Source organism: Actinomadura rubrobrunea NBRC 15275, from assembly GCF_001552235.1.
GTDB classification, from domain to species: domain Bacteria; phylum Actinomycetota; class Actinomycetes; order Streptosporangiales; family Streptosporangiaceae; genus Spirillospora; species Spirillospora viridilutea.
In genome coordinates, this window is the sequence record NZ_BCQU01000090.1 from 1 (window position 1) to 25,971 (window position 25,971).

The 25,971-nt window shown below is 73.3% G+C and carries 24 protein-coding genes and 1 pseudogene; 13 read left to right on the plus strand and 12 right to left on the minus strand.

What is annotated here, in order from left to right; translation table 11 throughout:
* Both AR3_RS23265 and AR3_RS23270 read right to left on the minus strand, forming a co-directional pair.
* A pseudogene (locus tag AR3_RS23265) lies at nucleotides 1-368 on the minus strand (DNA-directed RNA polymerase subunit beta); the annotation flags it as partial.
* A gap of 638 nt (nucleotides 369-1,006) precedes the next feature.
* Nucleotides 1,007-1,399, minus strand: a complete 393-nt coding sequence (locus tag AR3_RS23270; RefSeq protein WP_390099389.1) for a DinB family protein — start codon at nucleotides 1,397-1,399, stop codon at nucleotides 1,007-1,009.
* A 44-nt stretch (nucleotides 1,400-1,443) separates the two neighbouring features.
* Here AR3_RS23270 and AR3_RS31825 point away from each other — a divergent pair, with 44 nt between their 5' ends.
* A complete protein-coding gene (locus tag AR3_RS31825; protein ID WP_067916802.1) occupies nucleotides 1,444-1,665 on the plus strand; it encodes a WCX domain-containing protein in 222 nt (73 codons plus the stop codon).
* Nucleotides 1,666-1,849: 184 nt separating this feature from the next.
* Here AR3_RS31825 and AR3_RS23280 read toward each other — a convergent pair whose 3' ends face one another.
* The 7 genes from AR3_RS23280 to AR3_RS23310 all read right to left on the minus strand — a co-directional run bounded on the left by AR3_RS23280 (nucleotide 1,850) and on the right by AR3_RS23310 (nucleotide 8,715).
* Entirely contained in the window at nucleotides 1,850-2,851 is a 1,002-nt protein-coding gene (locus AR3_RS23280; RefSeq protein ID WP_067916803.1) for a zinc-dependent alcohol dehydrogenase family protein, read from the minus strand.
* 37 nt (nucleotides 2,852-2,888) lie between these two features.
* Entirely contained in the window at nucleotides 2,889-3,683 is a 795-nt protein-coding gene (locus AR3_RS23285) for a DeoR/GlpR family DNA-binding transcription regulator (protein WP_217998713.1), read from the minus strand.
* 12 nt (nucleotides 3,684-3,695) lie between these two features.
* Entirely contained in the window at nucleotides 3,696-4,733 is a 1,038-nt protein-coding gene (locus AR3_RS23290; RefSeq protein ID WP_227023409.1) for an NAD(P)-dependent alcohol dehydrogenase, read from the minus strand.
* Nucleotides 4,726-5,577, minus strand: a complete 852-nt coding sequence (locus AR3_RS23295; RefSeq protein ID WP_067916804.1) for a carbohydrate ABC transporter permease — start codon at nucleotides 5,575-5,577, stop codon at nucleotides 4,726-4,728. The genes AR3_RS23290 and AR3_RS23295 overlap by 8 nt, the downstream gene beginning before the upstream one ends.
* Complete coding sequence (locus AR3_RS23300) at nucleotides 5,574-6,521, minus strand: carbohydrate ABC transporter permease (protein WP_217998714.1); 948 nt, start codon at nucleotides 6,519-6,521, stop codon at nucleotides 5,574-5,576. The genes AR3_RS23295 and AR3_RS23300 overlap by 4 nt, the downstream gene beginning before the upstream one ends.
* Nucleotides 6,518-8,059, minus strand: a complete 1,542-nt coding sequence (locus AR3_RS23305) for an extracellular solute-binding protein (protein ID WP_083951810.1) — start codon at nucleotides 8,057-8,059, stop codon at nucleotides 6,518-6,520. Before AR3_RS23305 ends, AR3_RS23300 begins: the two co-directional genes overlap by 4 nt.
* 275 nt (nucleotides 8,060-8,334) lie before the next feature.
* A complete protein-coding gene (locus AR3_RS23310) occupies nucleotides 8,335-8,715 on the minus strand; it encodes a YybH family protein (protein ID WP_067916805.1) in 381 nt (126 codons plus the stop codon).
* Nucleotides 8,716-8,833: 118 nt separating this feature from the next.
* Here AR3_RS23310 and AR3_RS23315 point away from each other — a divergent pair, with 118 nt between their 5' ends.
* From AR3_RS23315 to AR3_RS23350, 8 genes are all read left to right on the plus strand, one after another.
* Nucleotides 8,834-9,796, plus strand: coding sequence for a LysR family transcriptional regulator (locus AR3_RS23315; RefSeq protein ID WP_067916807.1), 963 nt, complete (start codon nucleotides 8,834-8,836; stop codon nucleotides 9,794-9,796).
* A gap of 129 nt (nucleotides 9,797-9,925) precedes the next feature.
* Complete coding sequence (locus AR3_RS23320) at nucleotides 9,926-11,365, plus strand: hypothetical protein (protein WP_067916809.1); 1,440 nt, start codon at nucleotides 9,926-9,928, stop codon at nucleotides 11,363-11,365.
* Nucleotides 11,366-11,452: 87 nt separating this feature from the next.
* The gene (locus tag AR3_RS23325) at nucleotides 11,453-12,181 is read left to right on the plus strand and encodes a response regulator transcription factor (RefSeq protein ID WP_067916811.1); all 729 of its coding nucleotides are present in this window, start codon (nucleotides 11,453-11,455) and stop codon (nucleotides 12,179-12,181) included.
* Entirely contained in the window at nucleotides 12,181-13,629 is a 1,449-nt protein-coding gene (locus tag AR3_RS32685) for a HAMP domain-containing sensor histidine kinase (RefSeq protein ID WP_067916838.1), read from the plus strand. The genes AR3_RS23325 and AR3_RS32685 overlap by 1 nt, the downstream gene beginning before the upstream one ends.
* Nucleotides 13,630-13,709: 80 nt before the next feature.
* Complete coding sequence (locus AR3_RS23335) at nucleotides 13,710-15,002, plus strand: bifunctional glycosyltransferase family 2/GtrA family protein (protein WP_083951812.1); 1,293 nt, start codon at nucleotides 13,710-13,712, stop codon at nucleotides 15,000-15,002.
* A 32-nt stretch (nucleotides 15,003-15,034) separates the two neighbouring features.
* Nucleotides 15,035-17,098 (plus strand): mannosyltransferase YkcB-related protein, encoded by a 2,064-nt coding sequence (locus tag AR3_RS23340; protein ID WP_106259322.1) that lies wholly within the window; start codon nucleotides 15,035-15,037, stop codon nucleotides 17,096-17,098.
* Between the two features lie 115 nt (nucleotides 17,099-17,213).
* Nucleotides 17,214-17,513: a 4a-hydroxytetrahydrobiopterin dehydratase gene (locus AR3_RS23345; RefSeq protein ID WP_067916816.1), complete on the plus strand. Its 300-nt coding sequence runs from the start codon at nucleotides 17,214-17,216 to the stop codon at nucleotides 17,511-17,513.
* A gap of 18 nt (nucleotides 17,514-17,531) precedes the next feature.
* Entirely contained in the window at nucleotides 17,532-18,005 is a 474-nt protein-coding gene (locus AR3_RS23350) for an SLOG cluster 4 domain-containing protein (RefSeq protein WP_067916818.1), read from the plus strand.
* Between the two features lie 17 nt (nucleotides 18,006-18,022).
* On the opposite strand, the gene AR3_RS23355 is transcribed toward AR3_RS23350, so the two are convergent.
* Both AR3_RS23355 and AR3_RS23360 read right to left on the minus strand, forming a co-directional pair.
* Nucleotides 18,023-18,865 carry a hypothetical protein gene (locus AR3_RS23355; protein ID WP_067916820.1) on the minus strand — a complete coding sequence of 281 codons (843 nt, stop codon included), beginning with the start codon at nucleotides 18,863-18,865 and terminating at the stop codon, nucleotides 18,023-18,025.
* A 126-nt stretch (nucleotides 18,866-18,991) separates the two neighbouring features.
* Complete coding sequence (locus tag AR3_RS23360) at nucleotides 18,992-21,388, minus strand: ATP-binding cassette domain-containing protein (protein WP_083951815.1); 2,397 nt, start codon at nucleotides 21,386-21,388, stop codon at nucleotides 18,992-18,994.
* 100 nt (nucleotides 21,389-21,488) lie between these two features.
* Between AR3_RS23360 and AR3_RS23365 the strand changes: the two genes are divergently transcribed.
* The 4 genes from AR3_RS23365 (at nucleotide 21,489) to AR3_RS29925 (ending at nucleotide 25,153) form a co-directional block, all read left to right on the plus strand.
* A complete protein-coding gene (locus AR3_RS23365; protein WP_169803877.1) occupies nucleotides 21,489-21,677 on the plus strand; it encodes a hypothetical protein in 189 nt (62 codons plus the stop codon).
* A 428-nt stretch (nucleotides 21,678-22,105) separates the two neighbouring features.
* The gene (locus AR3_RS23370) at nucleotides 22,106-22,570 is read left to right on the plus strand and encodes an SRPBCC family protein (protein WP_067916825.1); all 465 of its coding nucleotides are present in this window, start codon (nucleotides 22,106-22,108) and stop codon (nucleotides 22,568-22,570) included.
* Nucleotides 22,571-22,848: 278 nt separating this feature from the next.
* Complete coding sequence (locus AR3_RS23375) at nucleotides 22,849-24,225, plus strand: alkaline phosphatase PhoX (protein WP_067916827.1); 1,377 nt, start codon at nucleotides 22,849-22,851, stop codon at nucleotides 24,223-24,225.
* Nucleotides 24,226-24,293: 68 nt separating this feature from the next.
* Nucleotides 24,294-25,153 (plus strand): IS5 family transposase gene (locus AR3_RS29925; protein ID WP_217998718.1). Its coding sequence is split into 2 segments (ribosomal slippage): nucleotides 24,294-24,666 and nucleotides 24,666-25,153, totalling 861 coding nucleotides; the frame shifts between segments, so codons are not numbered across the junction.
* A gap of 518 nt (nucleotides 25,154-25,671) precedes the next feature.
* Here the strand turns inward: AR3_RS29925 and AR3_RS30805 are convergent.
* Nucleotides 25,672-25,815, minus strand: a complete 144-nt coding sequence (locus AR3_RS30805; RefSeq protein ID WP_157406755.1) for a hypothetical protein — start codon at nucleotides 25,813-25,815, stop codon at nucleotides 25,672-25,674.
* Between the last annotated feature and the right edge of the window lie 156 nt (nucleotides 25,816-25,971).

Sequence of the window (25,971 nt, forward strand, 5' to 3'; positions counted from 1 at the left end):
ATGAACTCCGCCGTCACGAACATCGGGGCGGAGTAGGTCATGTCCTTGTCCTTGCACTCCTCAACGGAGTACTTCGGCGGCTCGAACCGGTGGTCCCGGAACGACAGCGACATGGTCCCGGAGAAGTCCTCGATCGGACTGATCTCCTCGAAGATCTCCTCCAGACCCGACTGAGTCGGGACGTCCTTACGCCCGGCCTGCCGAGCCGCCTCGACCCGGGCCTTCCACCTCTCGTTCCCAAGCAGCCAGTCGAACGAGTCGGTCTGCAGCGACAGAAGATCCGGAACTTCCAGCGGCTCCTTGATGCGCGCGAAGGAGACGCGGTGCGGACCGGTTGCGGTATTCGAGGCGTTGCGCGAGGCTGCCAACAGTTGTCCTTCCGAAAGCTCACGGCGGACGGTTTCCGCGCACGCCGAACGACATCACAGCCGAACGGGAGTGGGACGTCGAGGGCAAGCGCGGAAGGGCAGCATAGAACAGAGCGCAGACAAGTGTCCACACGTATACAGCTTTGTCAACCTCGATCCCGGCAGTAGGATCGCATGGTCGCGGAGAAACCGTCAAGCCAGGCGCACGGAACGCACTTGAGGGGTGGCTCGGCGTATATCCGGCCAGGAGGCGGCGACTGGCTGCGCCGCTTCGACCGCGCCAACATCTACCTCACATCATCGCCGGGACCTACGCGCCGTTCGCGTACCTGGTCCTCGAGGGCGCGGTACGGGCGATCGTGCTGTCGGTGGTGTGGGCGGGCGCCGTCGCCGGCCACCCGGTGCCGAGGCGTTGATCACGGCTCCGGTGACGCGCTCGATCGGTGCGATCAGCGGTACCGCGCCGCCGATCGTGTTGTTTGATCCTGCGTAACGCGCGCGCGGGACGACTGCAACGCATGGGGCGGCGACGGTGCCCGTCCCCGGTACAGCACACAGGGCGAACCGTCGGCATGTCTCCCGTTCCGGGCGGTGGACGGCGGAGGCGAAGGCGGCCGGTGGGGTGCGGGCGGCCTTGGTCAGCCCATGCTTTTGGCGCCGTCCAGGGACTCGCGGATGATGTCGGCGTGGCCGGCGTGCTGGGCGGTCTCGGCGATGACGTGCATGAGCACCCGGCGGGCCGACCACTGCGCGCCGGGTTCGAACCAGGGCGCCTTCGGCAGCGGGTGGGCGGCGTCCAGGTCGGGCAGGGTGGCGACCAGCTCGTCGGTGCGGCGGGCGACCTCGGCGTAGTCGGCCAGCACCCCGGCCAGCGTCTCGTCGGGCAGCAGGCGGAACTCGGCGTCCCGGCGGGCCCAGTCCTCTTCGGTCATGGCGGCGGCGTCGCCGATCGCCGACGGGCCGTTCAGGATGAAGTCCGCCCATGTGCGTTCGACGGCGGCGACGTGCTTGATCAGACCGCCCAGGCACAGTGCGCTGACGGTGGTGCGCCGCCGCGCCTGTTCGTCGGTGAGGCGTGCGTGAACGGATCGGCCGGTGGAGCACGGTCGAGGAGGTCGACGCCGAGCGCTGCCGGGTGCGCATGACCACCGAGTCCCTGGACTGGCCGGCCATGGCGCTGGGCGTGGTCGGCGCCGACTTCCGTGTCCTGGAGCCGCCTGAGCTGCGCGATCAGATCCGGGAGTGGGGATCCCGGTTCATCCGATCGTGCGAGGGCGACAGGACAGCCGGGCGGTAGACGCGCAGGTTCCCGGCGCGCCCTAGGTCATGCCCGGAGTACCCGCGTCCCTTGCCACCCCGCGGACGAGGCGCGCGTGCCGCCGAGGTGGGACTCCTCGCGGAGTGCGCCGTCGAGCGCCTCGACAGGCCGACCTGGCGTGCGGCTCGGCGGTTGTGACCTGCCCGCAGGGGCCGTCGCGGCGTCACCCGGCCGCCGCGTGGATCTGCAGCTTGCGGCCGATGCCGTTGCGGAAGGCGTCGAGGGCCTCGGGGTAGCGGTCCAGGGCGAACCGGTCGCTGATCATGATGTCGGGGTCGATGACGCCGCGGCCCATCAGCTCCACGGCGCGGCCGAAGCTGTGCAGGACGGCCATGCTGCCGACGATGGTGATCTCGTCGTTGTAGACGCGGAACGGGGAGAACCGGGCGGTGGCGTCGGCGGGCGCGACGCCGAACTGCTGGAAGGTGCCGCCGCGCCGCACGCGGGTCAGGCCGTCCTCGATGGCGGCGACGGCGCCGGTGCAGTCGATCACGATCTCCCAGCCCTGCGGGCGGTCGAACTCGTCGGCGGAGGCGGCCACCGCGTCGGCGCCCAGGCGGGCGGCGACCGGCAGGCGTGCGGCGTTCAGGTCGACCACGCTGATGGAGGCGGCCCCGGCGCGGCGGGCCAGCTGCAGCATCATCAGGCCCATCGTCCCTGCCCCGTAGATGAGGTAGTGGTCGCCCAGGCGGCGCGGCAGCAGGTCGAAGCCGCGCACGGCGCACGACAGCGGTTCGATGAGCGCGGCGTGGGAGAGGTCCAGGTGGTCGGGCAGCCGGTGGCAGTTGGCGGCGGGCGCGAGGGCGTATTCGGCGCAGGCGCCGTCGCGGGTGACGCCGATGGCGTTCCAGACGTCGCACAGGTTGCCTTGGCCGCGTTCACAGTAGTGGCAGTGCCCGCAGAACAGCGACGGGTCGACGGCGACGCGGTCGCCGACGCGCAGGCCGTGCACGTCCGGGCCGACGGCGGCGATCTCGCCGGCGAATTCGTGGCCGGGCACGATCGGGTACGGGGTGGGCGCGAAGTCGCCGTCGAAGATGTGCAGGTCGGTGCCGCAGATCCCGCAGGCGGCGACGGCGACGACGACCTGGCCGGGGCCGGGTGCGGGGTCGGGCACGGTGGTGACGGACACGTTCCCCGGCGTCTCGATGACTGCTGCTCGCATGTCGGCGCGTTCTCCCTTCGTCGCGCGGGGCGGGCTGTCACCCGGGATGGACGATGTGGACGGGGACGCCGAGGGCGCGCAGCGCGCCGATCTCCTCGGCGGGTGTGGCCGCGTCGGTCACGACCAGGTCGTAGCGGGCGGCGTCGCCGTAGGCGTAGGTGGCGGTCTTGCCGAACTTGGAGTGGTCGACCAGCAGCACGTTGCGGCGGGCCGCCGCCAGCATGGCCTCCTTGACCTCGGCGGAGTCGCGGCTGGGGTGGAACAGGCGGCCCTCCAGCAGGGCGGCGGCCGACACGAACGACTGATCGGCGGTGATGCGGGCGAGCGCGGCGGTCACGTCCGGTCCGCAGCAGGAGTTGAAGTCGCCCCGGTAGCGGCCGCCGACCAGCACCACCTCGACGCGGTCCGCGCCGCCCAGGATCGTCGCGATCGCCAGGGAGTTGGTGACGACGGTGAGCCCTTCGACGCGGGTGAGGCGGCGGGCCAGGGGACGCAGGGTGGTGGAGTCGTCCAGCAGCACCGTGGTTCCGGGGCGCACCTGGTCGGCGACCGCGGCGCACAGGGCCTCCTTCTCGGCGGTGTGCAGGCGTTCGCGGAACCGTTCGGCGCTTTCGACGGTCAGCGACGGCAGCGCGGCGACCCGGCCGCGCAGCTTGCGCAGCAGCCGGCGCTCGGCCAGCGCGTCCAGGTCGCGGTGCACGGTCATGAGGCTGACCCCGAACCGCGCGGCCAGGTCGTCGATGCGCGCCTCGCCGCGGTCCATGACGTGGCGCAAGATGGCCTGCCGGCGCCGTTCCACGGCGGCGTCGGAGGGGCGCCCCTTGCGGTTCACCCGGGTTCCCGGTCACGGGCGGACGACGGGTTTGACGGCGGTCTCGTCCCGCGCCGCGACGGTCAGCGCCTGTTCGGCGTCGGCCAGGTCGAAGCGGTGGGTGACGAGCCGGTCGAGGTCGACCTTGCCGGACGCGGCCAGCGCGATCGCGGCGGGCCAGGTGTTGGCGTAGCGGAAGGTGCCGGTGACCTGGATCTCGTAGCGCTGGACGTGGTCGAGCGGCAGGGGGATCTCGTCGCCGCCCATGCCGATGAGCACGACGCGTCCGGCGCGGCCGACCAGCCGGATCGCGGCGCCGATCGCGGCCGGGACGCCCGAGCATTCCAGCAGCACGTCGGGCTCGAAGCCGGTGACGGCGCGTTCGGCGACGTTGACGACGGCGTCGGCGCCGAGGTCGGCGGCCAGGTCCAGGCGGTGCGGGCGCACGTCGGTCACCACGATCTCGTCGGCGCCGAACGCGCGGGCCGTCTGCAGCGCGATCAGCCCGATGGGGCCGGCGCCGGTCACCAGGACGCGCGAGCCGGGCCCGACCTGCGCCTTGCGGCACGCCCACACCCCGACCGACAGCGGTTCCAGCAGCGCGGCGGCCTCGTCTGACAGGGTGTCGGGCACTGGGTGGGCCATGGCCTCGTGCACGAGGACGTATTCGCTGAACGCGCCGTCGATCGGCGGGGTGCCGAAGAACCGCATGTCCGGGCACAGGTTGTAGCGGCCGGTGCGGCATTGGTCGCAGGTGAAGCACGGCACGCCCGGTTCGATGGACACGCGCTGCCCGGGGCGGTTGCGGGTGACGCCGGGGCCGACGGCCGCGACGACGCCGCCGGACTCGTGGCCCAGGACGAGGGGTTGCCGCACGACGAAGCTGCCGATGCGTCCTTCTTCGTAGTAGTGGACGTCCGAGCCGCAGGTGCCGACGGCCGTGACCCGTACCAGGACCTGGTGCGGTCCCGGTTCGGGGACGGGGCGTTCGTCCAGCACCAGGTCGCGCACCCCGCGCAGCAGCGACACCCGCATGGTTGAGGGGATGGCGGCGGAAAGGGTCTCACTCACCTGTGACCGCTCCTAGCGTCAGGCCGGTGACCAGCCACCGGCGTACGGCGATTCCTACGAGCATCATCGGGACGACGACGATGGTGCCGATCGCGGTCAGCTGCCCCCAGTCGATGCCGGTCTGGGTGACCAGCTGGCTTGCCGCGATGGGCAGGGTCTGCGAGTCGGGGCCGCTGAACACCAGCGCGAAGGCGTAGTCGTTCCAGGAGAACACCAGGCACAGCACGAAGGTGGTGACCAGGCCGGGCTTGGTCAGCGGCAGCGCCACGTACCAGAACGCCTGCCATCGCGAGCACCCGGCGACCAGCGCGGACTCCTCCAGGGAGGGGGGCACCTGGGCGAAGAACGCGCTCATCAGCCAGATCGCGAACGGCAGGCTGAAGGTCAGGTAGGCCAGCACCAGGCCGGGGATCGAGTCGAGCAGGCCGAGGCTCCGGTAGATGAGGAACAGCGGGAGCACGACGGCGGCGATGGGCGCCATGCGGGTGGAGATGATCCAGAAGGACAGGTGCCGTTTGCCGCGGGTGCGGGCGCGGGCCAGGCCGTATCCGGCGGGGGCGCCGAGCACGACCGCCAGGACGGCCGCCGCCCCGGCGGCCAGGACGCTGTGCCAGATGTAGGGGGTCAGGTCGTTGGCGCCGGAGAACAGTTCGCGGTAGTTGCCGAGGGTGGGGGTGAACAGCAGGTCGGGGGTGGCCGCGGTGACCTGCTCGGACGGCTTCACCGACGACAGCGCCATCCAGGCCAGGGGGACGAGCGTCCAGACCAGGCCGACGGCGACGACGACGGTCGCGGCGATGCGGGAGCGGCGGCTGCCGCGGTCGATCGGGGCGGCGCGGGTCATCGGGTCAGTCCCTCCCGGTCCAGGACGCGGATGAACGCCCGGGCGACGACGATGGAGGCGGCGAGCATGGCCAGGCCGATCGCGGCGGCGTAGCCGAGGTCGAAGAAGCGGAAGGCGGTCTCGTACAGCCGGACCGGCACGGTCTTGGTGGCGTCGGCGGGGCCGCCGCCGGTGGTCGCCCAGATGACGTCGAAGTAGCGGATGGCGTCCATCGAGCGGATCAGCAGCGCCACCAGCAGCACGTTGGAGATCGACGGCAGGATGATGTGGACGAGCATGCTCCAGCCGCCGGCGCCGTCGATGGCGGCGGCCTCGCGCACACTGGCCGGGATGGACGTCAGGCCCGCCAGGGCGATGAGCGTGACGAGCGGCGTCCACTCCCACACGTCCATCAGGACCACGGCGGTGAACGCCGACGCCTTGGAGCCCAGGATGTCGCCGTCGTAGCCGACCTGCCGCAGCAGCCAGGTGTAGAGGCCGAAGGTGGAGTCGGTGAGGAACCGGCCGAGCAGGCCGACGATGACGGGGGCGGCGAACATCGGCAGGAGCAGCAGGGTCAGCGCCGCGTTGCGGCCGCGCGCCAGCCGCCATACCGCCAGGGCCAGGCCGAGGCCCAGCAGCATCTCCAGCCCTACGGTGAGGGTGAAGTACACGCCGGTGCGGACCCAGATCCAGCCGAGGTCGGGGTCGGTGAAGAACCGCTTCCAGTTGTCGACGCCGACCCAGTCCAGGCCGACGCCGCCCAGCAGCCGGACGCGGGCCAGGCTCATCACGATGATGGCCAGGAACGGCACGATCGACAGGGCGGCGAGCAGCAGCAGGCCGGGCGCCATCATGCGTCCTTCGAAGCCGGGCAGCAGGCGGACGCGCCGGGCGCGCGGTGTGGGGCGGGCGGTGCCGCCCGCGGCGTCGGCGGGGGCGGCGGGCGCCGTGGGTCCGGTCATGCCTTCCACCCCCGGGCGATGATGCGGTCGAAGCGTCGGCGTGCGGAGCGCATCGCCTCGGCGGGGGAGGCGTCGCCGGCCAGCATCCGCGACACCTCGGTGTAGACGGCGGTGTCGCACTCGTTCCACATGGGGATCTTGGGGCGCAGGCCGATGGCGTCGGGGCGCCAGGTCCGTTCGACGGCGTCGGTGGTCAGCAGGTTGGGCATCGGCGACGGGCGGCGGGCGGCGGCCTTGACGTCGGGCCGGTCGTACACCGACCGCCGGGTGGGGGTGCCGCCGCCGACCTTGCTGGCCAGGCCGCGCAGCTGGGTGTCGGGCGAGGTGGCCCAGACCAGGAACAGCCAGGCGGCGCGGCGTTCGTTGGGCAGGGTGTTGGCGCTGATGGCGATGCCGGTGCCGCCGTACATGCCGGCGCGGCGGGCCGGTCCCTTGGGCAGGGGCGCGTAGCCGACCTTGCCGGGCATGACCTCTTCGTTGGCGGCGGCGAACTCGTGCCAGTTGGGGCACATGGCCAGGCGTCCGGCGCGGAAGGCGGCGCCGACGCCGTCCCAGTCCCAGGTGCGGGAGGCGGGGTCGGCGATCGCGAGCAGTCTGCGGTAGAACTCGGCGGCGGCGATGGCGGCGTCGGAGTCCAGGCGGCACGGGCCGGGGTCGACGGCGCCGAGGCGTCCGACGGCGGGGTCGTCGTCGAAGTAGCCGCCGCCGTGGGCCCACAGCACGTTGGAGAAGTCGCACATCAGCGAGTCGTGCTGTTTGGCCTGGTGGCCGGTGCCGTAGGGGACGTCGTCGGCGTTGTCGTTGAACCACTCGGCGATGGCGTAGTACTGCTCCCAGGTGGTGTCCTCGCCGGGCATGGGGTCGAAGCCCAGGTCGGCGGCCATGCGGTCGCGGTACTTGTCGAACAGGTCGCGCCGGTACTGCCAGATCATCGTCGGGCAGTCGTAGGGCAGGGCGAACACCTTGTCGTCGTCGGCGAAGCGTCCGGCGGCGTCCAGCTGGGTGGGGATGAAGTCGTCGAATCCGCCGGGCGGCTTGGGCAGGTCGGGCTCGGCGGCCAGTTCGCGCAGCTCGACCAGGCCCTTGGAGTAGGGGGCGAGCACCTGGTAGGGGTCGGCGTAGATGACCTGGTACTGGGCCTGCCCGGAGGCCAGGTCCAGGGCGACCTTCTGCACCAGGGCCGACAGTTCCAGCGTGACGATGTTGACGCGGATGCCGGTGAGGCGGGTGAAGGGCCGCAGGTCGGCGGCGATGGCGGCGGTGGGGGCGGTGTTCTCGGAGATGAAGTTCAGCGTCGTTCCGGCGAACTGCCGCCACGGGTCCGCGGTGGCGTGGCGGGGCGCGTCCTTGCGGGAGGCGCAGGCGCCCAGCAGGAGCGCGCCGCCGCCGGCGGCCGCCGCGCGCAGGACGGTCCGCCGCGGGACGGCGCCGGCGGAGTCGGGTGCGGCGTGGGAAGCGGTCGGGGAGGCGGCGTCGGAGATGGTGACGGAGGGGGGTGCGGGGGTCTTCTCGTGCGGGGCGGGAGGGTGAACGGCCATGGACACTCCCTGGTGTGACTGCCGTCACCTCCACCACATATCAGACAAACTGCCCCTTGTTAACACTTTTCGTGTGAAAAATCTCGGGGTGATGTGTCCGGTTCCGCTCGCGGGGAGCCCAAGCGGGGGCCTCCCGCCCGGGCGAGCGGTCCGGCGGACCAGTGCCGCGCCGGGGGCGGCGCGGTGCGCGGAGGGCGGCCTTTGACGTGCCGGACCGCGCCCCGCACCGATCGGGCCTCCGCGACCGGTACCCGCCCGCCAAGCCGGTCGCGGTTTCAGGCGGCGTCTCGGGTGGCGGGGACGAGCTCGGGCCGGTCGAGCAGGCGCAGCCAGCTTCCGTCCGACTGACGGCGGACGACCTGGGCGCGGACGCCCGTCCCGTCCTTGGCCACGGTTCCGGTCAGGGCGATGTCGCCGCTGATCAGCGTGGGCAGCGGTTCTTCGGGCTCGAACCGGGGGCGGCCGGCCAGCACCTTCTCCCACAGCTCGCGGATGGCCTGCCGCCCCACGGTCTGGCCGCCGGGCGGGTAGGCCATCACCGCGTCCTCCTCATATAGCGCTGCGATCCCGGCTGCGTCGCCGGCGTTGGCGCGTTCGACGAACAGGCGGGTGAGGTCCTCGGGCCGCGTCGCCTTCTCGTATTCGTTCTCGGCCATTGGCGTCTCCTTCCCAGTCGTGGTCCCCGTCGTGGGGGTCGTCCGACGCGATCCAGCCTGCTCACCTCGGAACCAGAAGTCCAACAGATTGTTCTTCTGGAATCTAGAATCAAAAGTTATGGAGTTGCGGCAGCTGGAGTACTTCGTCGCGGTCGCCGAGGAGCGCAACTTCACCCGGGCGGCCGAGCGGGTGCGCATCAGCCAGTCCGGGGTCAGCGCCCAGATCCGCCGGCTCGAGCGCGAGCTGGGCGCCGAGCTGTTCGACCGGTCGGGGCGCACCGCCACGCTCACCGTGGCGGGCAAGGCGGCGCTGGAGCACGCCCGGGCCGCGCTGGCCGCCGCGCACGCGATGGGCCAGGCCGTCGGCGAGGTGACGGACCTGATCCGCGGGCGCCTGGCCGTCGGCATGGTGGTCGGCTGCACGGTCACGCCGCTGTTCGACGCGCTGGCCGGCTTCCACCGGGCGCATCCCGGCGTGGAGATCGCGCTGCTGGAGGACGGCTCCGACCGGCTGATGGACGGCGTGCGCGACGGCGCGCTCGACCTTGCGCTGGTCGGCACCGCGACCGCCGAGCCGGACGGGCTGCACGCGCTGACGGTCAGCAGCGAACGGCTGGTCGCGGTCGTGCCCGCCGGGCACCCGCTGGCGGAGCAACGGACGGTCGCGCTGGGCGACCTGGACGGCCGTCCGGTCGTGTGCATGCCGCCCGGCACAGGGCTGCGCACGGTGTTCGACCGGGGCTGCGCGGCCCGGGGCGTCCGCCCGGTGGTCGCTTTCGAGGCCAGCGCCGCCGACGCCGTCGCCGCTCTGGCCGGGCGCGGGCTGGGCGTCGGCATCCTGTCCACCTCGATGGCCGAAGCGATGGGCATGTCGCCGGCCGCGCCGACCCGCGAGCCGACGGGCCAGTCGGTGGGCCAGTCGGTGGGCGAGGCGCACCGCGGGCGCCTGACCGCCCGCCTCATCGACGACCTGGACGCGCACGCGCTGCTGGCCCTGGTGTGGAAGAACCCTCGGACCCCCGCGGTGCGCGCGTTCCTCTCCCACGCCCGCCGCTCGTTCGCCGCTTCCGCCCGCGAGTGAGAACCGCGGGCGTCCCAGGGCATAACCCCCTGACCCGCGCCGCCGGGACCGCAGGAACGAAATCGAGATCGATCTCGTCTTCGGGTCAACGGAAGTTATGGTGAGGGGCAGGACGACGTCATTGGGGGCGTGGCCGTGGACGACCAGCTCGAGGGCACCGGCGGCGAGGACACCCGCGCGGGCGGCGCGGTGGCGGCGCCCGGATCGGACGGGGAGACGGCCCGGTCCGCGCCTCATGCGGTGACGCTCCCCGCGCGTTTGGACCGGACGGCGCCCGAACGCGTCGACGAGCGGGTCGGCGACGTGCGGCCCGGGGTGCTCGCGCCGACCGGCGCCGACGCGGCCCGGCTGGCGGCCGCCGCGTCCGGGCCCGTGAGGCGGCTGGGACGCCAGGCGGCGACGCGGGCCGCGACCCGGATCGTCGAGGAGGTCATGCGCAGCCCGGTGCGGGAGGCCGTGGAGCAGGCGGCGCGCGACGCCGCGGTGCGGCTGGCGGCCTCGGCCGCGGACCGGGCGGTGTCGCAGGCGCGCGCCGCGGCCGAGTCGCACGTGCTGACCGGCACCGCGCTGGAGGTCACCACCGCCGCGGTGGAGATGGTCGAGCAGGCCGCGTCCCACCCGATGGCCGCCGCGGCGCGGCGCCTGGCCGCCCGCAGCCCCCTGGCGCGCGCCGCCACCGCCACCGTGCTGGACGTGGCCGAACGCACCGTCTCCTCGCCGGTCGTGCAGGCGGCCACCCGGCAGATCGTCGACGCCGCGCTGGACGCGGTCGCCGACGCCGCCGTGGACGTGGCGCTGGTCGCGGGGCGCGACATCGTCGCCCGCATCGTCCGGCAGACCGCGGTCGAGACGGCGCGCGAGCTGGCCGGGACCGCCCGCGCGCGGGCCCGCCGGGCCGTCGACCTGGCGGGGCTGACCCCGGTGACCTCGGCCGTGGCGGACATGGCGGTCGAGGTGGCCGACGCGGCCGCCGAGGCGGCCGGGCGGGCCTCCGGCAACGACCGCATCCGCTCGGCGGGCGACCTGCTGGCCGCGGTGGCGGGCAGCGCCGTGGCGCGCACCGCGCGCGACCTGGCCGCGCAGGCCGCCACGCGCGCCGCGACCGCCGCGATCGAGGCGGTCATGGCCGAACTGCTGCGGGACGCGCTGCGCGAGGCGATGAAGGCCGCGTTGCGCGGGCTCATGCGGGACGTGGCGCGGGAGGCCGTCCTGGACGCCGTGCGCAGCGGCTGGGCCGCGGCGACCCGTCCGTCCCCTGAGCCGCCGTCCCGGCGGGACGGCGAGGTCTCGGTCGCCGACCTGCTGGCGCGCGCCGCCCGGGCCACCGCGTCGCTGGTCGAGCCCGGCGCCGTGGACGCGTCCGCCCCGGTCACGGGTGTGGTGCGCGGCGCCGCGGAAACCGCTCCGCGCCCCGTCCCCAAAATGACCATTCGTGCGTTGCGGAACCCTTCCCGTTACAGCGCGGCTTTGCGGCGGCGCCCTTCGCCCGCCCGACGGCCGCCGGCGGCGGTGTTCGTCCGTCTCGAACCCGGCGTCCCCGGGCGCACCCCCGCCGACCGCCCGTCGTGACCGGGTCGTGGCGGAGTTTCCTGAAAGGGCGATGAGAATGGCCCGTCCCGGGCTTCGGCACGCGTGTGCGCTGGTTACGGTGTGCGCATGGAACCGGGGACGCGGCGGACGGCGGGCGCCCGCATTCTCGTCGTGGACGACGAGCCCGCCGTGCGGGAGTCGCTGACCAGCAGCCTGGAGTTCGAGGGGTACCGGGTGGCCGAGGCCGCCGACGGGGTGGCCGCCTTGGAGCAGGTGGAGCGTTCCCGGCCCGACCTGGTGCTGCTGGACGTGCTGATGCCGCGCATGGACGGGCTGACCGCGTGCCGGCGGCTGCGGGCCCGCGGCGCGACGTTGCCGGTGATGATGCTGACCGCCCGGAACATGGTCGGCGACCGGGTGACCGGGCTGGACGCCGGCGCCGACGACTACCTGGTCAAGCCGTTCGAGCTGGACGAGCTGCTGGCCCGGGTGCGCGCCCTGCTGCGGCGCAGCGCCATGGCCGCGGCCGCCGCCGACGCCGGTGACGGCGCGCCCGGCGTGCTGGCCTTCGACGACCTGCGGATGGACACGCTGACGCGGGAGGTGTCGCGGGCCGGACGTCCGCTGGAGCTGACCCGCACCGAGTACATGCTGCTGGAGATGTTCCTGCGGCATCCCCGGCAGGTCCTCGCCCGCGAGCAGATCCTGCGGACGGTGTGGGGCTTCGACTTCGAACCCGCCTCCAACTCCCTGGAGGTGTACGTGATGTACCTGCGCCGCAAGACCGAGGCCGGCGGGCTGCCCCGCCTGATCCACACCGTGCGCGGCGTGGGCTACGTGCTGCGCTCGGCGTGATGATGCGGCGGCTGCCGTTGCGCGGGCGGCTGGCGCTGCTGACCGCGCTGGCGGTGGCCGTGGCCGTGGCGGTGTGCGCCTCGGTCAGCTGGTTCCTGGTGCGCGACCGGCTGTACGACAAGCTCGACGAGCGGCTGGCGGCGCTCAGCGGGCCTCCGCCGCCGGACGGCCGCGGCCCGCGCGGGCCCGGCGGTCCGCGCCTGCGGCCGGACCTGCGCTCGGTGCTGGCGGCGTGCTCGTCCGTCCCCACCGGCCGTGCCGGGGCGCGGTTCCCGCCCGCCCCGTACGCGATCGTGCAGCTGGTGACCCCGCAGGGCCGTGCGTGCACGGTGCCCGACGGCGGGGCGCTGACGGTGACGCCGGTGGACGTGCAGGTGGCGCGCGGGCAGCGGCGCATGGCGCTGCACGACGGCACGGGGGTCGACGCCGACGGCGCCTCCAGGCACGTGCGGGTCCTCACCCGCGCGTTCCTGGCCGAGGACGGCACCCGCGCCGCGGTGTCGTTCGCCCTCCCGCTGGACGAGGTCACCGCGCCGCTGAACAGTCTGGCGCTGTTCCTGGCCGCGGTGGCGGCGCTGGGGGTGCTGGGGGCGGCCGGCGCGGGCCTGGTGATCGCGCGGGCCTCGCTGCGTCCGGTGGACGAGCTGACCGAGGCGGTGGAGCACGTCGCCCGCACCGAGGACCTGGACACCCGCATCCCCGAGGACGGCGACGACGAGATCGCGCGGCTGAGCCGGTCGTTCAACACGATGACCGCGGCGCTGGCCGCCTCGCGGGAGCGGCAGCAGCAGCTGATCGCCGACGCCGGGCACGAGCTGCGCACGCCGCTGACGAGCCTGCGCACCACCGTCGATCTGCTGCTGCGCGCGCAGGAGACCGGGCGTGAGCTGCCGCCGGACACGCGGCGGCGGCTGCTGGTGAACGTCAAGGCGCAGATGCAGGAGCTGTCCAGCCTGGTGGACGACCTGCTGGAGCTGGCCCGTCCCGCCGACCGCGAGCCCGCGCAGGAGATCGTGGCGCTGCACGAGGCGGTCGAGCGGGCCGTGGAGCGGGCGCGGCTGCGCGGCCCGGGCGTGGCCATCGGCACGCGGGTCGAGCCGTGGTTCGTGCGCGGCGACGCCGGGTCGCTGGAGCGGGCCGTGGTGAACCTGCTGGACAACGCGGTGAAGTTCAGCCCTCCGGGCGGCGCGGTGGACGTGCGCCTGCACGCGGGGGAGCTGACCGTGCGGGACCGCGGGCCGGGCATCCCCGCCGAAGAGCTGCCGCACGTGTTCGACCGGTTCTGGCGTTCGCCGTCGGCGCGCAGCCTGCCCGGGTCGGGGCTGGGCCTGGCGATCGTGGCGCGGGCGGTGCGCGAGGCCGGCGGGCGGGTGAGCCTGGAGGCGGCGGACGGCGGCGGCACGCTGGCGCGCGTCCGCCTGCCCGGCGCCCCCGAACCCCCGGACTGAACCTCGCGGACGGTCTTTCTCATACGGGGTTAAGGAAGGACTCAGGGCCTTCCCACACCGCCCGGTCAAGGTGTGCGTCCATGAGTCACTGCGGCACTGATCGGGCCGATCCCGCCGGGGCGCCGCCGCCCCCGCCGGACCCGGGCGGGCGGGGCCCCCTGGTGGAGATCGCCGTTCCCGTGCACAACGAGGAGCATGTGCTGGCGCGCAGCGTGCGCCGGTTGCACGCCTACCTCGAGCAGACCTTCCCCTACCGGTTCCGCATCACCGTGGCCGACAACGCCAGCACCGACGGCACGTGGCGGGTGGCGCGCGGGCTGGCGGCCGAGCTGCCGCGGGTGCGGGCGGTGCGGCTGGAGCAGAAGGGCCGGGGCCGGGCGCTGCGGCATGTGTGGGGCATGAGCGACGCGGACGTGGTCGCCTACATGGACGTGGACCTGTCCACCGATCTGGACGCGTTCCTGCCGCTGGTGGCGCCGCTGATCTCGGGGCATTCGGATCTGGCGATCGGGTCGCGGCTGACCCGGGGGTCGGCGGTGGTGCGCGGCCCGAAACGGGAGGTGGTCTCCCGGTGCTACAACCTGCTGCTGCGCACGGCTCTGGCGGCCCGGTTCACCGACGCGCAGTGCGGCTTCAAGGCCGCCCGCACGCAGATCGCGCAGGCGCTGCTGCCGTCGGTCGAGGACGAGCAGTGGTTCTTCGACACCGAGCTGCTGCTGCTGGCCGAACGCAACGGGCTGCGCATCCACGAGGTGCCGGTGGACTGGGTGGACGACCCCGACAGCCGGGTGGACGTGCTGCGCACCGCGCTGGACGACCTCAAAGGCATGGCGCGTGTGGGACGCCGCATGCTGACCGGCGCGTTCCGCGCTCCGGTGGACGGGCGGCCTCGGCCGCGGCTGCCGGCCGGGATGGCCCGCCAGCTGCCGGTGTTCGCCGTCATCGGGCTGGTCAGCACGATCGCGCAGCTGGTGCTGTTCGTGCTGCTGCGCACGGTGACCGGGCCGCTGTGGGCGAACGGGATCTCCTTGGTGATCACGACGGTGGCGAACACCGCCGCGAACCGCCGCTTCACCTTCGGGGTGACCGGCCCGGAGCGGGCGCTGCGCCAGCACCTTGAGGGCGGTCTGGCGTTCCTGCTGGGGCTGGCGCTCAGCACCGGGGCGCTGATGGCGCTGCACGCGGTCGTGCCCGGCGCGTCCCGTCCGGTGGAGTCGGCGGCTCTGGTGGGCGCCAACGCGATGGCGACGCTGGCGCGGTTCCTGCTGATGCGCGTGTGGATCTTCCACCCGCGGCGTCTGGGACGGCGCCCCGCGTCGACAGTCGCGCGTGAGACGCGATCGCCTCGCCACAGCCGTGAGGAGATGCGATGACCAGTCGGCCCGGCAGTGAGGTGAGGAGACGCATGCTGAGCGTGTCGGACACCGACACCAGGCCCCGGAGGCGGGCACGGTTCTTGGGAGGCGACCCGTGGTGGGCGCGTCCAGCGCTGATGGCGCTGCTGGCGGCCACGGCGGTGGTTTACGTGTGGGATTTGGGCGCCTCGGGATGGGCCAACGCTTTCTATTCGGCCGCCGTGCAGGCCGGGGCGAGCAGTTGGAAGGCGTTCTTCTTCGGATCGTTGGACGCGGCCAACGCCATCACCGTGGACAAGCCGCCTGCGGCGTTGTGGCCGATGGCGTTGACGGCGCGGGTGTTCGGGGTGAACTCCTGGAGCATTCTGGTGCCGCAGGCGCTGATGGGCGTGGCGACCGTCGCGACCGTCTACGCGGCGGTGCGGCGCGCGCTCGGCGGCGCCGTCGCCGCACCCGTGGCGGCGGGGGCGGGGCTGCTGGCCGGTGCCGTGCTGGCGGCGACGCCGGTGGCCGCACTGATGTTCCGGTTCAACAATCCCGACGCGTTGCTGGTGCTGCTGTTGACGGCGGCGGCGTACGCGCTGGTGCGCGCGCAGGAGAACGCCGCCACGCGCTGGCTGGTGGTGTGCGGGGCGCTTTCGGGGCTGGGGTTTCTGGCCAAGATGCTGCAGGCGTTCTTGGTCCTGCCCGCGTTCGGCCTGGTGTACCTGCTGGCCGCGCCGACGTCGTTGCGTCGCCGGATCGGGCAGCTCGCCGCGGCCGCGGCGGCGTTGGTGGCGGCGGCCGGATGGTGGGTGGCGATCGTGGCGGCGGTGCCGGCCGACGCGCGGCCCTATGTCGGCGGCTCGCAGCACAACAGCGTGCTGGAGCTGGCCGTGGGCTACAACGGGTTGGGGCGGCTCAACGGCAACGAGGTCGGCGGGCTGGGCAACACCGACCGGGACGCCGGGTGGGGCCGCATGTTCGGCCACGCCGTGGGCGGACAGATCTCGTGGCTGCTGCCCGCGGCGCTGATCCTGCTGGCGGCGGGACTGTGGGCGGTGCGGCGCGCGCCGCGGACGGACCGTGTGCGCGCGTCGCTGCTGCTGTGGGGCGGGTGGCTGCTGGTTTCGGCCGCGGTGTTCAGCCTGATGCGGGGGATCTTCCACGAGTACTACACCGTGGCGCTGGCCCCGGCCGTCGCCGCTCTGGTCGGCATGGGCGCGGGGCTGCTGTGGCCGCGACGGCGCGCGGCGGGGGCCGCCGTGACGCTCGCGGCGGTGACGGCTGCGACGGCGGCGTGGTCGTTTGTGCTGCTGCACCGCACTCCTGAGTGGCGTCCGTGGCTGGTGCCGGCGGTGCTGGCGGTCGGCTTGGCGGCCGCGGTGGTGCTGCTGGGCGCGGCCCGTCTGCCGGGACGCATCGCGGGGGCGGCGGCTGCGGCGGGGGTGGCGGCGTCGCTTGCGGGGCCGGTCGCCTACGTCCAGGAGACGGTCGCGACCCCGCACACCGGGTCGATCGTGACGGCCGGGCCGTCGACCGGATTCGGGCCGGGGCGTTTCAGGCGCGGTGGTCCGCCGGCGGGCAGACCGCCGGGCCGCCTGCCCGGGGGTGTGCGCCGGGGGCCGCAAGACGGTCCGCAGCCCGGAACGCTCGGCGGGGGCTTCGCGCAGGGGCTGCCGGGCCGACCGCCCGGGGGCGGCGGTGGTTTCCGCGGCGGCCAGCCACCCAGTGGCGGACCCGGTGGCGGGTCAGGCGGGCCGTTCCGCGCGCCCGCGCCGAGCGCGGAGCTGGTGGCTCTGCTGAAGGCGGACGCGGGTTCCTACCGGTGGACGGCGGCGACGGTCGGGGCCACCAATGCCGCCGGGTACCAGCTGGCCACGGGCACGCCGGTGATGGCGGTCGGCGGGTTCAACGGCACCGATCCGGCACCGACACCGGAGCGGTTCCGGGCGTATGTCGCTCAGAAGAAGATCCACTATTTCATCGTCGGCGGCATGGGCCCGGGGCGGGCGCCGGGCAGGGGCCGGGCTGCCGGCGGCAGCGACGCCGCTCAGCGGATCGCCGCGTGGGTGCAGGCGACCTTCGCCCCCCGCACGGTCGGCGGCGCCACCGTCTACGACTTGACGACCTGATCCGGCGGTGCGTCTGTGGGTGAATCGCGTGTGGGTGGACCGCGGCGGGTTACCGTCGGGAGGAGGTGGTGAGGAAGACGCCAGGCGGACAGTCGTGTGCGGGGAGGAGAGCGCGATGCCCGGCAGGTTGGAGGAGTCGGCCGTGACCGTCCGGTTGAGGGAGCTGCCGGGCTGGACGCGCGACGGCGACCGGATCGTGCGCACTGTCGAGGCGCCCTCGTTCATGGCCGGGATCGACCTGGTGGGCGAGGTGGCGCGGGCGGCCGAGGAGGCCGACCATCATCCCGACATCGACATCCGCTGGCGCCGGGTGACGTTCGCGCTGACCACGCACAGCGCGGGCGGGCTGACCGAACGCGACTTCGCGTTGGCGCGGACGATCGACGAGATCGCGGCCCGGCGCGGCGTCCGGTAGAGGCCGGGGCGGGTCCGGGTGGCGGTGCAGGTGGCGGTGTGCGGGCCGCGCGAGTGCTCGCGGACCGAGTGGGAGCAGGCCCGCGAGGTGGGCCGTCTGCTGGCCGGGCGCGGCGCGGTGGTGGTGTGCGGCGGCTACGGCGGGGTGATGGCCGCGGCGGCCGCCGGGGCGTACCGGGCGGGCGGCGTGGTGGTGGGCGTCCTGTCGGCGGCGGACCGTGCGGGCGCCTGCGAGGATCTGACCGTGGTGCTGCCGACGGGGCTCGGCGAGGCCCGCAACAACGTGATCGTCAACGCGGCGGACGCGGTGATCGTCGTCGGCGGGTCGTGGGGCACGCTGTCGGAGGTGGCGCTGGCGGTGCGGCGGGGCGGGGTGCCGGTGGTGCAGCTGGGCGGCTGGCGGGTTCTGGACGAGCACGGCCGCCCGCTGGAGGCGGTGCTGCGGGCCGCCACCCCCGCCGAGGCCCTGGACAAGACCGGCCTGTGGCGCTGACCCCGGGAGGGCACGGTTCAGGACTGCTTGCCGCCGGGGTGTGCGTCGCCCTGCTGTGCCTCGTGTCGGCGGTCGTTCTTCTTGCGCCGGTCGACCTCGTGGACGGCGACGCCTATGGCGATCAAGATCGGCATCCAGTACTTGCTGGTGGCCACGACCGCTTGAAGCCAGGGCGGGAGCGTGACATCGGGCAGCTGGATGTCGGGCCGCGGGATGTCCGGAAGAGGCAGGTCCGGCAGGTCGACATCGGGCAGGTCGACGTCCGGACGCGGCAGGTACGACAGCAGCAGCCGCACCACGGCGCCGATGAGCGCGCTGACGCCCAGGATGCCGAACACGACCTTGGCGGTCGCGGCCGCGACGTGCCGTGACGCGTACAGGGCGGGGTGCCGGCGGGCGAACCGTTCGCGGCGGGCGGCACGGCTTCCCTCCGGCGGTGTGAACGGGAGGTTCGTGTCGCCCTCGTCGGTGCCGCCGCCTCTGTCGTCGTCTGTGTCGTCGTCTGTGTCGTCGTCTGAGCCGTCTTGCGCGTCGTTCCCGGTCCCGTCGTCGGCGCCCTGCTCGGTTTCGTGCCCGGTGCCGTCGGCGGGGCGCGGCGGGGTCAGGACGCAGCGGGCGGCCTGGCCGTCCAGCAGGCCGAGGGGGTCGAAGGCGACCAGCACGGACCTGTCCCGGTAGGGGATCCGCGCCTGGTGCAGCGCCTCGGTCTGGGCGTGCTGGACGCCGTCGACGTACAGGCGCACGATCCGCATCCAGCCGACGCGTTCGGTCTCGACCTGCAGGCGGTGTCCGTCGTGGTCGAGCCGCCAGCGGCGGCCGGCCGCCGCGTCGGTCCCGGCGCTCCCCCTGGTGGTGGTCACTGTTCCTCCCCGTATCGTCCGGTCCCAGCTTGTCGGGGCGGGGAGCGGGGCGGCATCGGCCGATCGATCCGAGGGCATCGACCAAAGTCGACACCTCCAGACCTGAGGGGTTCGTCGGGACGGACGTCAGGCGGGCAGAGCCGCGCCGTCGACCTGCTCGTCGACCTGCTCGTCCGTCTGCTCGTATGTCTGCTCGTCCGTCTGGGCGACCGCGTGCGGGCGCGGGCTCTCATGCGCATCTTCATGAGGGTCTTCGCGCAGGTGGCGGCGCAGGTGTTCGGCGGTGATCGAGCCGGTGGCGGTGAGGAGGTCGGCGGGGGTGCCGGTGAAGACGACGCGGCCGCCGTGTTTTCCGCCGCCCGGGCCGAGGTCGATGACCCAGTCGGCGTTCTTGATCACCTGCAGGCTGTGCTCGATGACGATCACGGTGTTGCCGGCGTCGACGAGCCGGTCCAGCAGCGCGATCAGGCCGTCCACGTCGGCCATGTGCAGGCCGGCGGTGGGCTCGTCCAGCACGTACAGCGCGCCGGTGCGGTGCAGGCGGGTGGCGAGTTTGAGGCGTTGGCGTTCGCCGCCGGACAGGGTGGTCAGCGGTTGGCCGAGGCGCAGGTAGTCCAGGCCGACGTCGCTCAGGGCGCGCAGCCGGGCGGCGACGGGCCGTTCGGGGAAGACGTCCAGGGCTTGGCGGGCGGTGAGGGCGAGGACGTCGGCGATGGTGAGGCCGCGCAGGGTGTGCGCCAGCGCCTCGGGCCGGTAGCGGCTGCCGCCGCAGGCGCGGCAGGTGGTGGTGACGGGGTCCATGAACGCCAGGTCGGTGACGATGACGCCGTTGCCGTCGCAGGCGGGGCAGGCTCCGGCGGCGTTGTGGCTGAACAGGCCGGGGTCGGCGCCACTGGCCTTGGCGAACAGGCGGCGCAGGTGGTCCATGACGCCCAGGTAGGTGGCGGGGCAGGCGCGGCGCGAGGCGGCGATGGGCGACTGGTCGACCACGATCGCTTCGGGGTGGCGGGGCACGAGCTCGTGGTTGACCAGGGTGCTCTTGCCCGACCCGGCGACGCCGGTGACGACGGTGAGCACGCCGGTGGGGAAGTCCACGGTGATGCCGTCGAGGTTGTGGGTGCGGGCGTCGGCGACGGTCAGCCGGCCGGCGGGACGCCGCACGTCGCGTTTGGGCGGGGTGCGGCGGCGCAGGTGGCGTGCGGTGAGGGTGTCGGCGCGGCGCAGGGCGGCGACGGGGCCTTGGAACACCACGCGTCCGCCGCGGGCGCCGGCGCCGGGGCCCATGTCGATGACGTGGTCGGCGATGGCGATGACGTCGGGGTCGTGGTCGACGACCAGGACGGTGTTGCCCCTGTCGCGCAGCTCGGCGAGCAGTTCGCCCAGGCGGGCGACGTCGCCGGGGTGCATGCCGACGCTGGGTTCGTCGAAGATGTAGGTCAGCCCGGTGAGGCTGGAGCCCAGGTGCCGGACGACCTTCAGGCGCTGGCCCTCGCCGCCGGACACGGTCGCGGTGGGGCGGTCCAGGCTGAGGTGGCCGAGGCCGACGGCCTCCAGCCGCCGCAGCCGGGTGAGGGCGGCCTGGGCGACGGGGGCGCCGACCGGGTCGTCGACGCCGTCCAGCACGGTGATCAGTTCGCTGATCTCCATGCGGCAGTAGTCGGCGATGCCGAGCCCGTCGATCTTCGCGGCCCGTGCGGCGGCGTTGAGGCGGTCGCCCCGGCAGGCCGGGCAGACGGCGTCGATGATCATCGCGAGCGCCTCGCGGCGCTGCCGGTCGGGCAGGGTGTCGAGGCCGCGTTCGACGTACAGGCGGTGGAAGCGTTCGGCGATGCCTTCGTAGGCGTTGTGGCCCATCTCGCCGGTGCGGTTGCGGCGCGGCACGCGGAATCCTTTGCCGTGCAGGAGCAGGTCCATCTCCTCGGGGGTGAACTCGCGCAGGGGCTTGTCGGGGTCGAACAGGCCCGACTCGGCGTACAGCTGCCAGGGGAAGGTGCCGACGCCGAAGGGCGCGAAGCGGATGGCGCCGTCGTTGAGGCTCTTGGAGGTGTCGAGCATCTTGCCGACGTCCATGCGCGCGACACGGCCGAGTCCGTCGCATTCGGGGCACATGCCGTCGGGGTCGTTGAAAGAGTAGGCGGCGGCCTCTCCGGCGCTGGGGTGTGCGTAGCGGGAGAACAGCACGCGCAGCACCGCGTTGATGTCGGTGACAGTGCCGACGGTGGAGCGGCTGTTGGCGCCGAGGGGCCGCTGGTCGACGACGACGGCGGGGGCGAGGTTGGCGATGACGTCGGCGTCGGGGCGTTCCTGGCGGGGCATCCGGTTGCGGACGAACCAGCTGAACATCTCACCGAGCTGGCGGCGGGACTCGGCGGCCACGGTGTCGAACACCACCGAGGACTTGCCGGACCCCGACACCCCGGTGAACACCACGATCCGTTCCTTGGGAATGCGCAGGGTGATGTTCTTGAGGTTGTTCTGCCTGGCGCCTTCGATGACGATGTGGTCGCGCCGCACGGCCCTCATGGACGGGCTCCCTTCCGTGTCGCGGGTCTGCACAGCGGACCGGCCACGTTAGGAGGCAATGAGGCCAGGTTTCGTCCTCATTGCCGGGGATACTGGCCGGGTGACTGAGACCTCCGCCACCTCCGCGCGGTTGCTGCGGCCGCTGGCGCTGCTGCAGACACGCCGGGAGTGGAGCGGGCCGGAGCTGGCCGAGCGGTTGGCGGACCTGGCCGGCAGATTGCAGCGCGCCGCCGCCCCTGCGCTCCGGCAGGGCCCGGCGCCGGGGGAGGGGACCGAACCGTCCCCCTGACACGTTCTGAACCTTGGCCCTCCACTGCTAGGGCGTTGGGTGGTCGGCGTGCAAGGGCGTCACGGGGTTCAGGAAAGGCCCTGTCGAGGAGGCAAGGCCGTTCAGGCCGACGCCGACGGCGTCGGCGAAGGGGAGTCGCCGCAGGCCGCCGCCTACACGTTGCGGGTGTTGTTGCCAGGCCTTGGACGACGCACGGGGCCGGCTAGACGGCGCCGACAGGACGGCCCTCGTCGCTGGTGTGCGCGGTCGCGCCACGGCGCAGCGCTCCTCCGCCCGCGGGGTGTTGGCAATTGCTCACAAACCATTGGGACCTCGCGGCACGCCCCCGGGCCCGCGGGTCTGTGCCGCTTGTCCAGGCCTGTAGGGCTGTTTGGGTCTGGCTTTGTCGGGCAGGGCCACGGCCGACAGCGCAAGGGAGGAGAGACCAGATGACCACGATCGAGCAGTCGATCGACGTGCGGGTGCCCGTGCGCACCGCCTACGACCAGTGGACGCAGTTCGAGGACTTCCCGCAGTTCATGGAGGGCGTGGAGCGGATCGATCAGGTGTCCGACACCCGCACCCACTGGGTGACCAGCATCGCCAAGGTGCGGCGGGAGTTCGACGCCGAGATCACCGAGCAGCGCCCCGACGAGCGCATCGCCTGGACGTCGGTCGGCGAGCCGCGGCAGGCGGGCGTGGTGACCTTCCAGCGGCTGGCGCCCGACACCACGCGGGTGATGCTGCAGCTGGAGTTCGCCCCTCAGGGGATGGTCGAGAAGGCCGCCGACGCGCTGCACCTGGTGGAGCGGCGGGTCAAGGGCGATCTGCGGCGGTTCAAGGAGTTCATCGAGTCCCGCGGCCGGGAGACGGGCGCCTGGCGGGGCGAGATCGACCAGGACCCCACGTCCTGACCATGCCGTTCGGGCCGTGACGCCCGCCGGGGGCCTGGACGACCGCCGTCCGTGCGCGGGCGCGTCCGATCGCCCCGGTGTCCGCTTCGCGGGCCGACGTGGTGGGCCAGGGGCCGTCGGCATGCACGGTGCGGAGGACGGGGCGGCGTCCGATTCTGGCAATGTTCGCCCGTTTCTGTGTCGGTACGTCGTGTTAGAAACACGGGCGACAGATCGTGAACCGCGGCGGTTGCCGCGAACGGTTCGCGTTGGCGACGCACAGATCGGCGGAGTGGCCCATGTCCGTGCCCGTCACTCGACGGCAGCTTCTGGCAGGTACCGGCACGCTGGGCGCCGGGATCGCGTTCACCGGGGCGGTGGAGGCCTTGTTCTCCGGCTGCGCGCAGGCCGCCGACGTCGGCGGCGCCGCCGGATACGGGGCGCTGATGCCCGACCCGAAGGGCGTGCTGGATCTGCCGCGGGGGTTCCGCTACACGATTCTGTCGCGCGAGGGCGAACCGCTGCGTTCGGGGGAGGGGCCCGTGCCCAGCCACCACGACGGCATGGCGGCCTTCCCCGGGCGCCGTCCGGGCGAGGTGCGGTTGGTGCGCAACCACGAGAACCGTCCCGACGCCCGCCACCGGGTGCCCGCCGTGGACGGGTTGACCTACGACCCGGCGGGCAAGGGCGGCTGCACCGTGTTGGAGGTGGACGCCGCCGGCCGGGTGCGCTCCGAACGCGTGGGCATCGCCGGCACGGCGGTCAACTGCGCGGGCGGCCCGACCCCGTGGGGCACGTGGCTGACGTGCGAGGAGACCGAGGACACCGCGGGCACCAACGGGTACGAGAAGGACCACGGGTTCGTGTTCGAGGTGGACCCGCGCGGCCGCACCGAGCCGGTGCCGTTGACGGCGATGGGCCGCTTCCAGCACGAGGCGGTGGCCGTCGATCCGCGTGACGGCGTGGTGTACGAGACCGAGGACGCGTTCGCGGCGCCGTTCGGGCTGTTCTACCGGTTCCTGCCGCGCCGGCCGCGGGGCGGGATCGGCAGCCTGCGCGCGGGCGGGCGGCTGGAGGCGATGCGGGTGCCGGACGTTCCGGACCTGTCGGTCGTGCGCGAGCCGGGCACGGTGTTCGAGCGGATCGAGTGGGTGAAGGTGCCCGACCCGCTGGCCCGGCAGACGCCGATCCGTCTGCAGGACTTCGGTCGGCGCGGCATCACGCACGCGCAGAAGCTGGAGGGCTGCTACTGGGGCGGCGACCGGGTGTACTTCGTGTCCAGCTACGCCCGCCGCCGCGAGGGGGCGGGCGCCGACCACTTCGGGCAGGTGTGGTCGTACGAGCCGGCGCGGCGGCGGCTGACGCTGGTGCTGGTGTTCGGGCCGGACAGCGACGTGCAGGCTCCGGGCGATTCGCCGGACAACATCTGCCTGGCGCCGCAGGGCGGGCTGATGGTGTGCGAGGACGGCGACGGCGGCCAGCACGTGTTCGGGGTGACGCGCAGCCGCAAGGTGTATCCGATGGCGCGCAACCGGCAGAACATCGGCACCGACGCCGAGCCGGAGTGGGGGGAGTTCGCGGGGGTGACGTTCTCCCCGGACGGCCGGACGATGTTCGTCAACGTCTACGAACCGGGCACCACGTTCGCGATCACCGGGCCGTGGCGCCGGCACTAGGGTCTGCCCGGTCGATCTTGGTGTTCGGCTGAGGACGATCTTGGGACTGGGTTTGATGGCGTGTCGTGGTGCGACGGCATGAGTTGACCGATGCGGCCTGGCGGCGGATCGAGCCGCTTTTGCCCGCCCAGCCGGCCCGGGGCGGCCGGTGGGCTGATCACCGCACGGTGCTGAACGGGATCCTGTGGAAACTGGCCACCGGTGCGCCGTGGCGTGACCTGCCCGAGCGGTACGGCAACTGGAAAACGGTGTACGAGCGGTACCGGCGGTGGGCCGCCGACGGCGCCTTCGACCGCATCCTGACCCACGTGCAGGTCCATGACGACTCGGTCGGCCGCATCGACTGGACCGTCAGCGTGGACTCCACGATCGTGCGCGCGCACCAGCACGCCGCCGGCGCCCGCAAAAAGGGGAACCGGACAGGACGAACCGGGCATCCGGGCAGGCGCTCGGGCGGTCACGGGGCGGGCTGACCACCAAGATCCATCTGGCGGTGGACGGGCGCGGCCTGCCGTTGTCGGTCGTGCTCACGCCGGGCGACGTCAACGACTGCACCGCCTTCCCCGAGGTGCTGTCGCAGATCGTGGTGCCGCGTAGTGGTCCGGGGCGTCCGCGGTGCCGGCCTGATCGGGTGATCGCCGACAAGGCATACAGCTCGGCGGCGATCCGCCGGTCACTGCGGCGTCGTGGGATCGCCGCGACCATTCCCGAACGCGCCGACCAGCAGGCCGGACGGGCCCGCCGCGGCTCGCGCGGCGGACGCCCGCCGGGGTTCGATCCGGCTGTCTACAAGCGCCGCAACGTGGTCGAACGCTGCATCAACCGGCTCAAGCAATGGCGCGGGATCGCCACCCGGTTCGACAAGCTCGCTCGCAACTTCCGTGCGGCGATCGTGCTGGTCACCGCCTTGTTCTGGATAAACGCATGATCCACCGGACAGACCCTAGGCGCCCCGTTTCGCTCGACCGTCCGGCAGATGGATGGTCACCGGATGTGGCGCCAGTTTCTCAACCGCTGCACGCTACTCCTCGCAGGATGAACACCGGCGAACATAGGAGACGTCCCACCTGGGACGGGGCCGGGGGCCTCCGTGAGTGCTGCAACGAATGTTGCGATAACCCAGGTTGGGATAAGCGTCCTGGCCGCTCCGGCTGACCCTGAGGCTAGCAAGAAGGCCGGGCCGGCACCCGGGCTTTCGGTGACGGAGGGCTGTCAGCAGGGTGGCCTATGCTGGCAGTGCCCGGGGTTGCCGGATGACCTGCCCCGGGCGCCCGCGCGAGTGGGGGTGACCCCAGCCAGCCCCACGGGTCGCGACGCCATGTTCCCCGCGCATGCGGGGGTCCCTGCACACAGCCGCTCCGGCCCCTCTTCCGCCGGGCCGGAGCGGCGCGTCGTTTCACCCAGGCCAACGGTGTCAGCGGCGCGGCCGGGTTCGCGGTGGTCTGGTCAGTGCGGGATGCCGTCGATGATCGCCCGTGCGCCTTTGCGGGCGAGCGTCGCTGCCACGTACGCGCCCAGCTCGGGGGCGCGGTCGGGGGAGTCCCATTCGTGCGCGTAGGCGAAGGTGCCGCCCTCGCGCGAGAACACCATCCCGATCAGGGACAGCTGTCCGTCGGGCGTGGTCGTGCAGTGCCCCGGCGATCGGGGAGTTGCAGTGGCCTTGCAGTCCGTGGAGCATCGTGCGTTCGGCGGTCGCGTGCACGCGGGTGGCCGGGTCGTCGAGCAGCCGCGCGAGTTCGACCGCGG

Bases quoted from the DNA above. Each gene is read 5' to 3' on its own strand.
- AR3_RS23280 (WP_067916803.1), bottom strand. From the start codon at position 2,851: ATGCGAGCAGCAGTCATCGAGACGCCGGGGAACGTGTCCGTCACCACC.
- AR3_RS23295 (WP_067916804.1), bottom strand. From the start codon at position 5,577: ATGACCCGCGCCGCCCCGATCGACCGCGGCAGCCGCCGCTCCCGCATC.
- AR3_RS23300 (WP_217998714.1), bottom strand. From the start codon at position 6,521: ATGACCGGACCCACGGCGCCCGCCGCCCCCGCCGACGCCGCGGGCGGC.
- AR3_RS23305 (WP_083951810.1), bottom strand. From the start codon at position 8,059: ATGGCCGTTCACCCTCCCGCCCCGCACGAGAAGACCCCCGCACCCCCC.
- AR3_RS23310 (WP_067916805.1), bottom strand. From the start codon at position 8,715: ATGGCCGAGAACGAATACGAGAAGGCGACGCGGCCCGAGGACCTCACC.
- AR3_RS23315 (WP_067916807.1), top strand. From the start codon at position 8,834: ATGGAGTTGCGGCAGCTGGAGTACTTCGTCGCGGTCGCCGAGGAGCGC.
- AR3_RS23325 (WP_067916811.1), top strand. From the start codon at position 11,453: ATGGAACCGGGGACGCGGCGGACGGCGGGCGCCCGCATTCTCGTCGTG.
- AR3_RS32685 (WP_067916838.1), top strand. From the start codon at position 12,181: ATGATGCGGCGGCTGCCGTTGCGCGGGCGGCTGGCGCTGCTGACCGCG.
- AR3_RS23335 (WP_083951812.1), top strand. From the start codon at position 13,710: ATGAGTCACTGCGGCACTGATCGGGCCGATCCCGCCGGGGCGCCGCCG.
- AR3_RS23340 (WP_106259322.1), top strand. From the start codon at position 15,035: ATGCTGAGCGTGTCGGACACCGACACCAGGCCCCGGAGGCGGGCACGG.
- AR3_RS23345 (WP_067916816.1), top strand. From the start codon at position 17,214: ATGCCCGGCAGGTTGGAGGAGTCGGCCGTGACCGTCCGGTTGAGGGAG.
- AR3_RS23360 (WP_083951815.1), bottom strand. From the start codon at position 21,388: ATGAGGGCCGTGCGGCGCGACCACATCGTCATCGAAGGCGCCAGGCAG.
- AR3_RS23370 (WP_067916825.1), top strand. From the start codon at position 22,106: ATGACCACGATCGAGCAGTCGATCGACGTGCGGGTGCCCGTGCGCACC.
- AR3_RS23375 (WP_067916827.1), top strand. From the start codon at position 22,849: ATGTCCGTGCCCGTCACTCGACGGCAGCTTCTGGCAGGTACCGGCACG.
- AR3_RS30805 (WP_157406755.1), bottom strand. From the start codon at position 25,815: ATGGTGTTCTCGCGCGAGGGCGGCACCTTCGCCTACGCGCACGAATGG.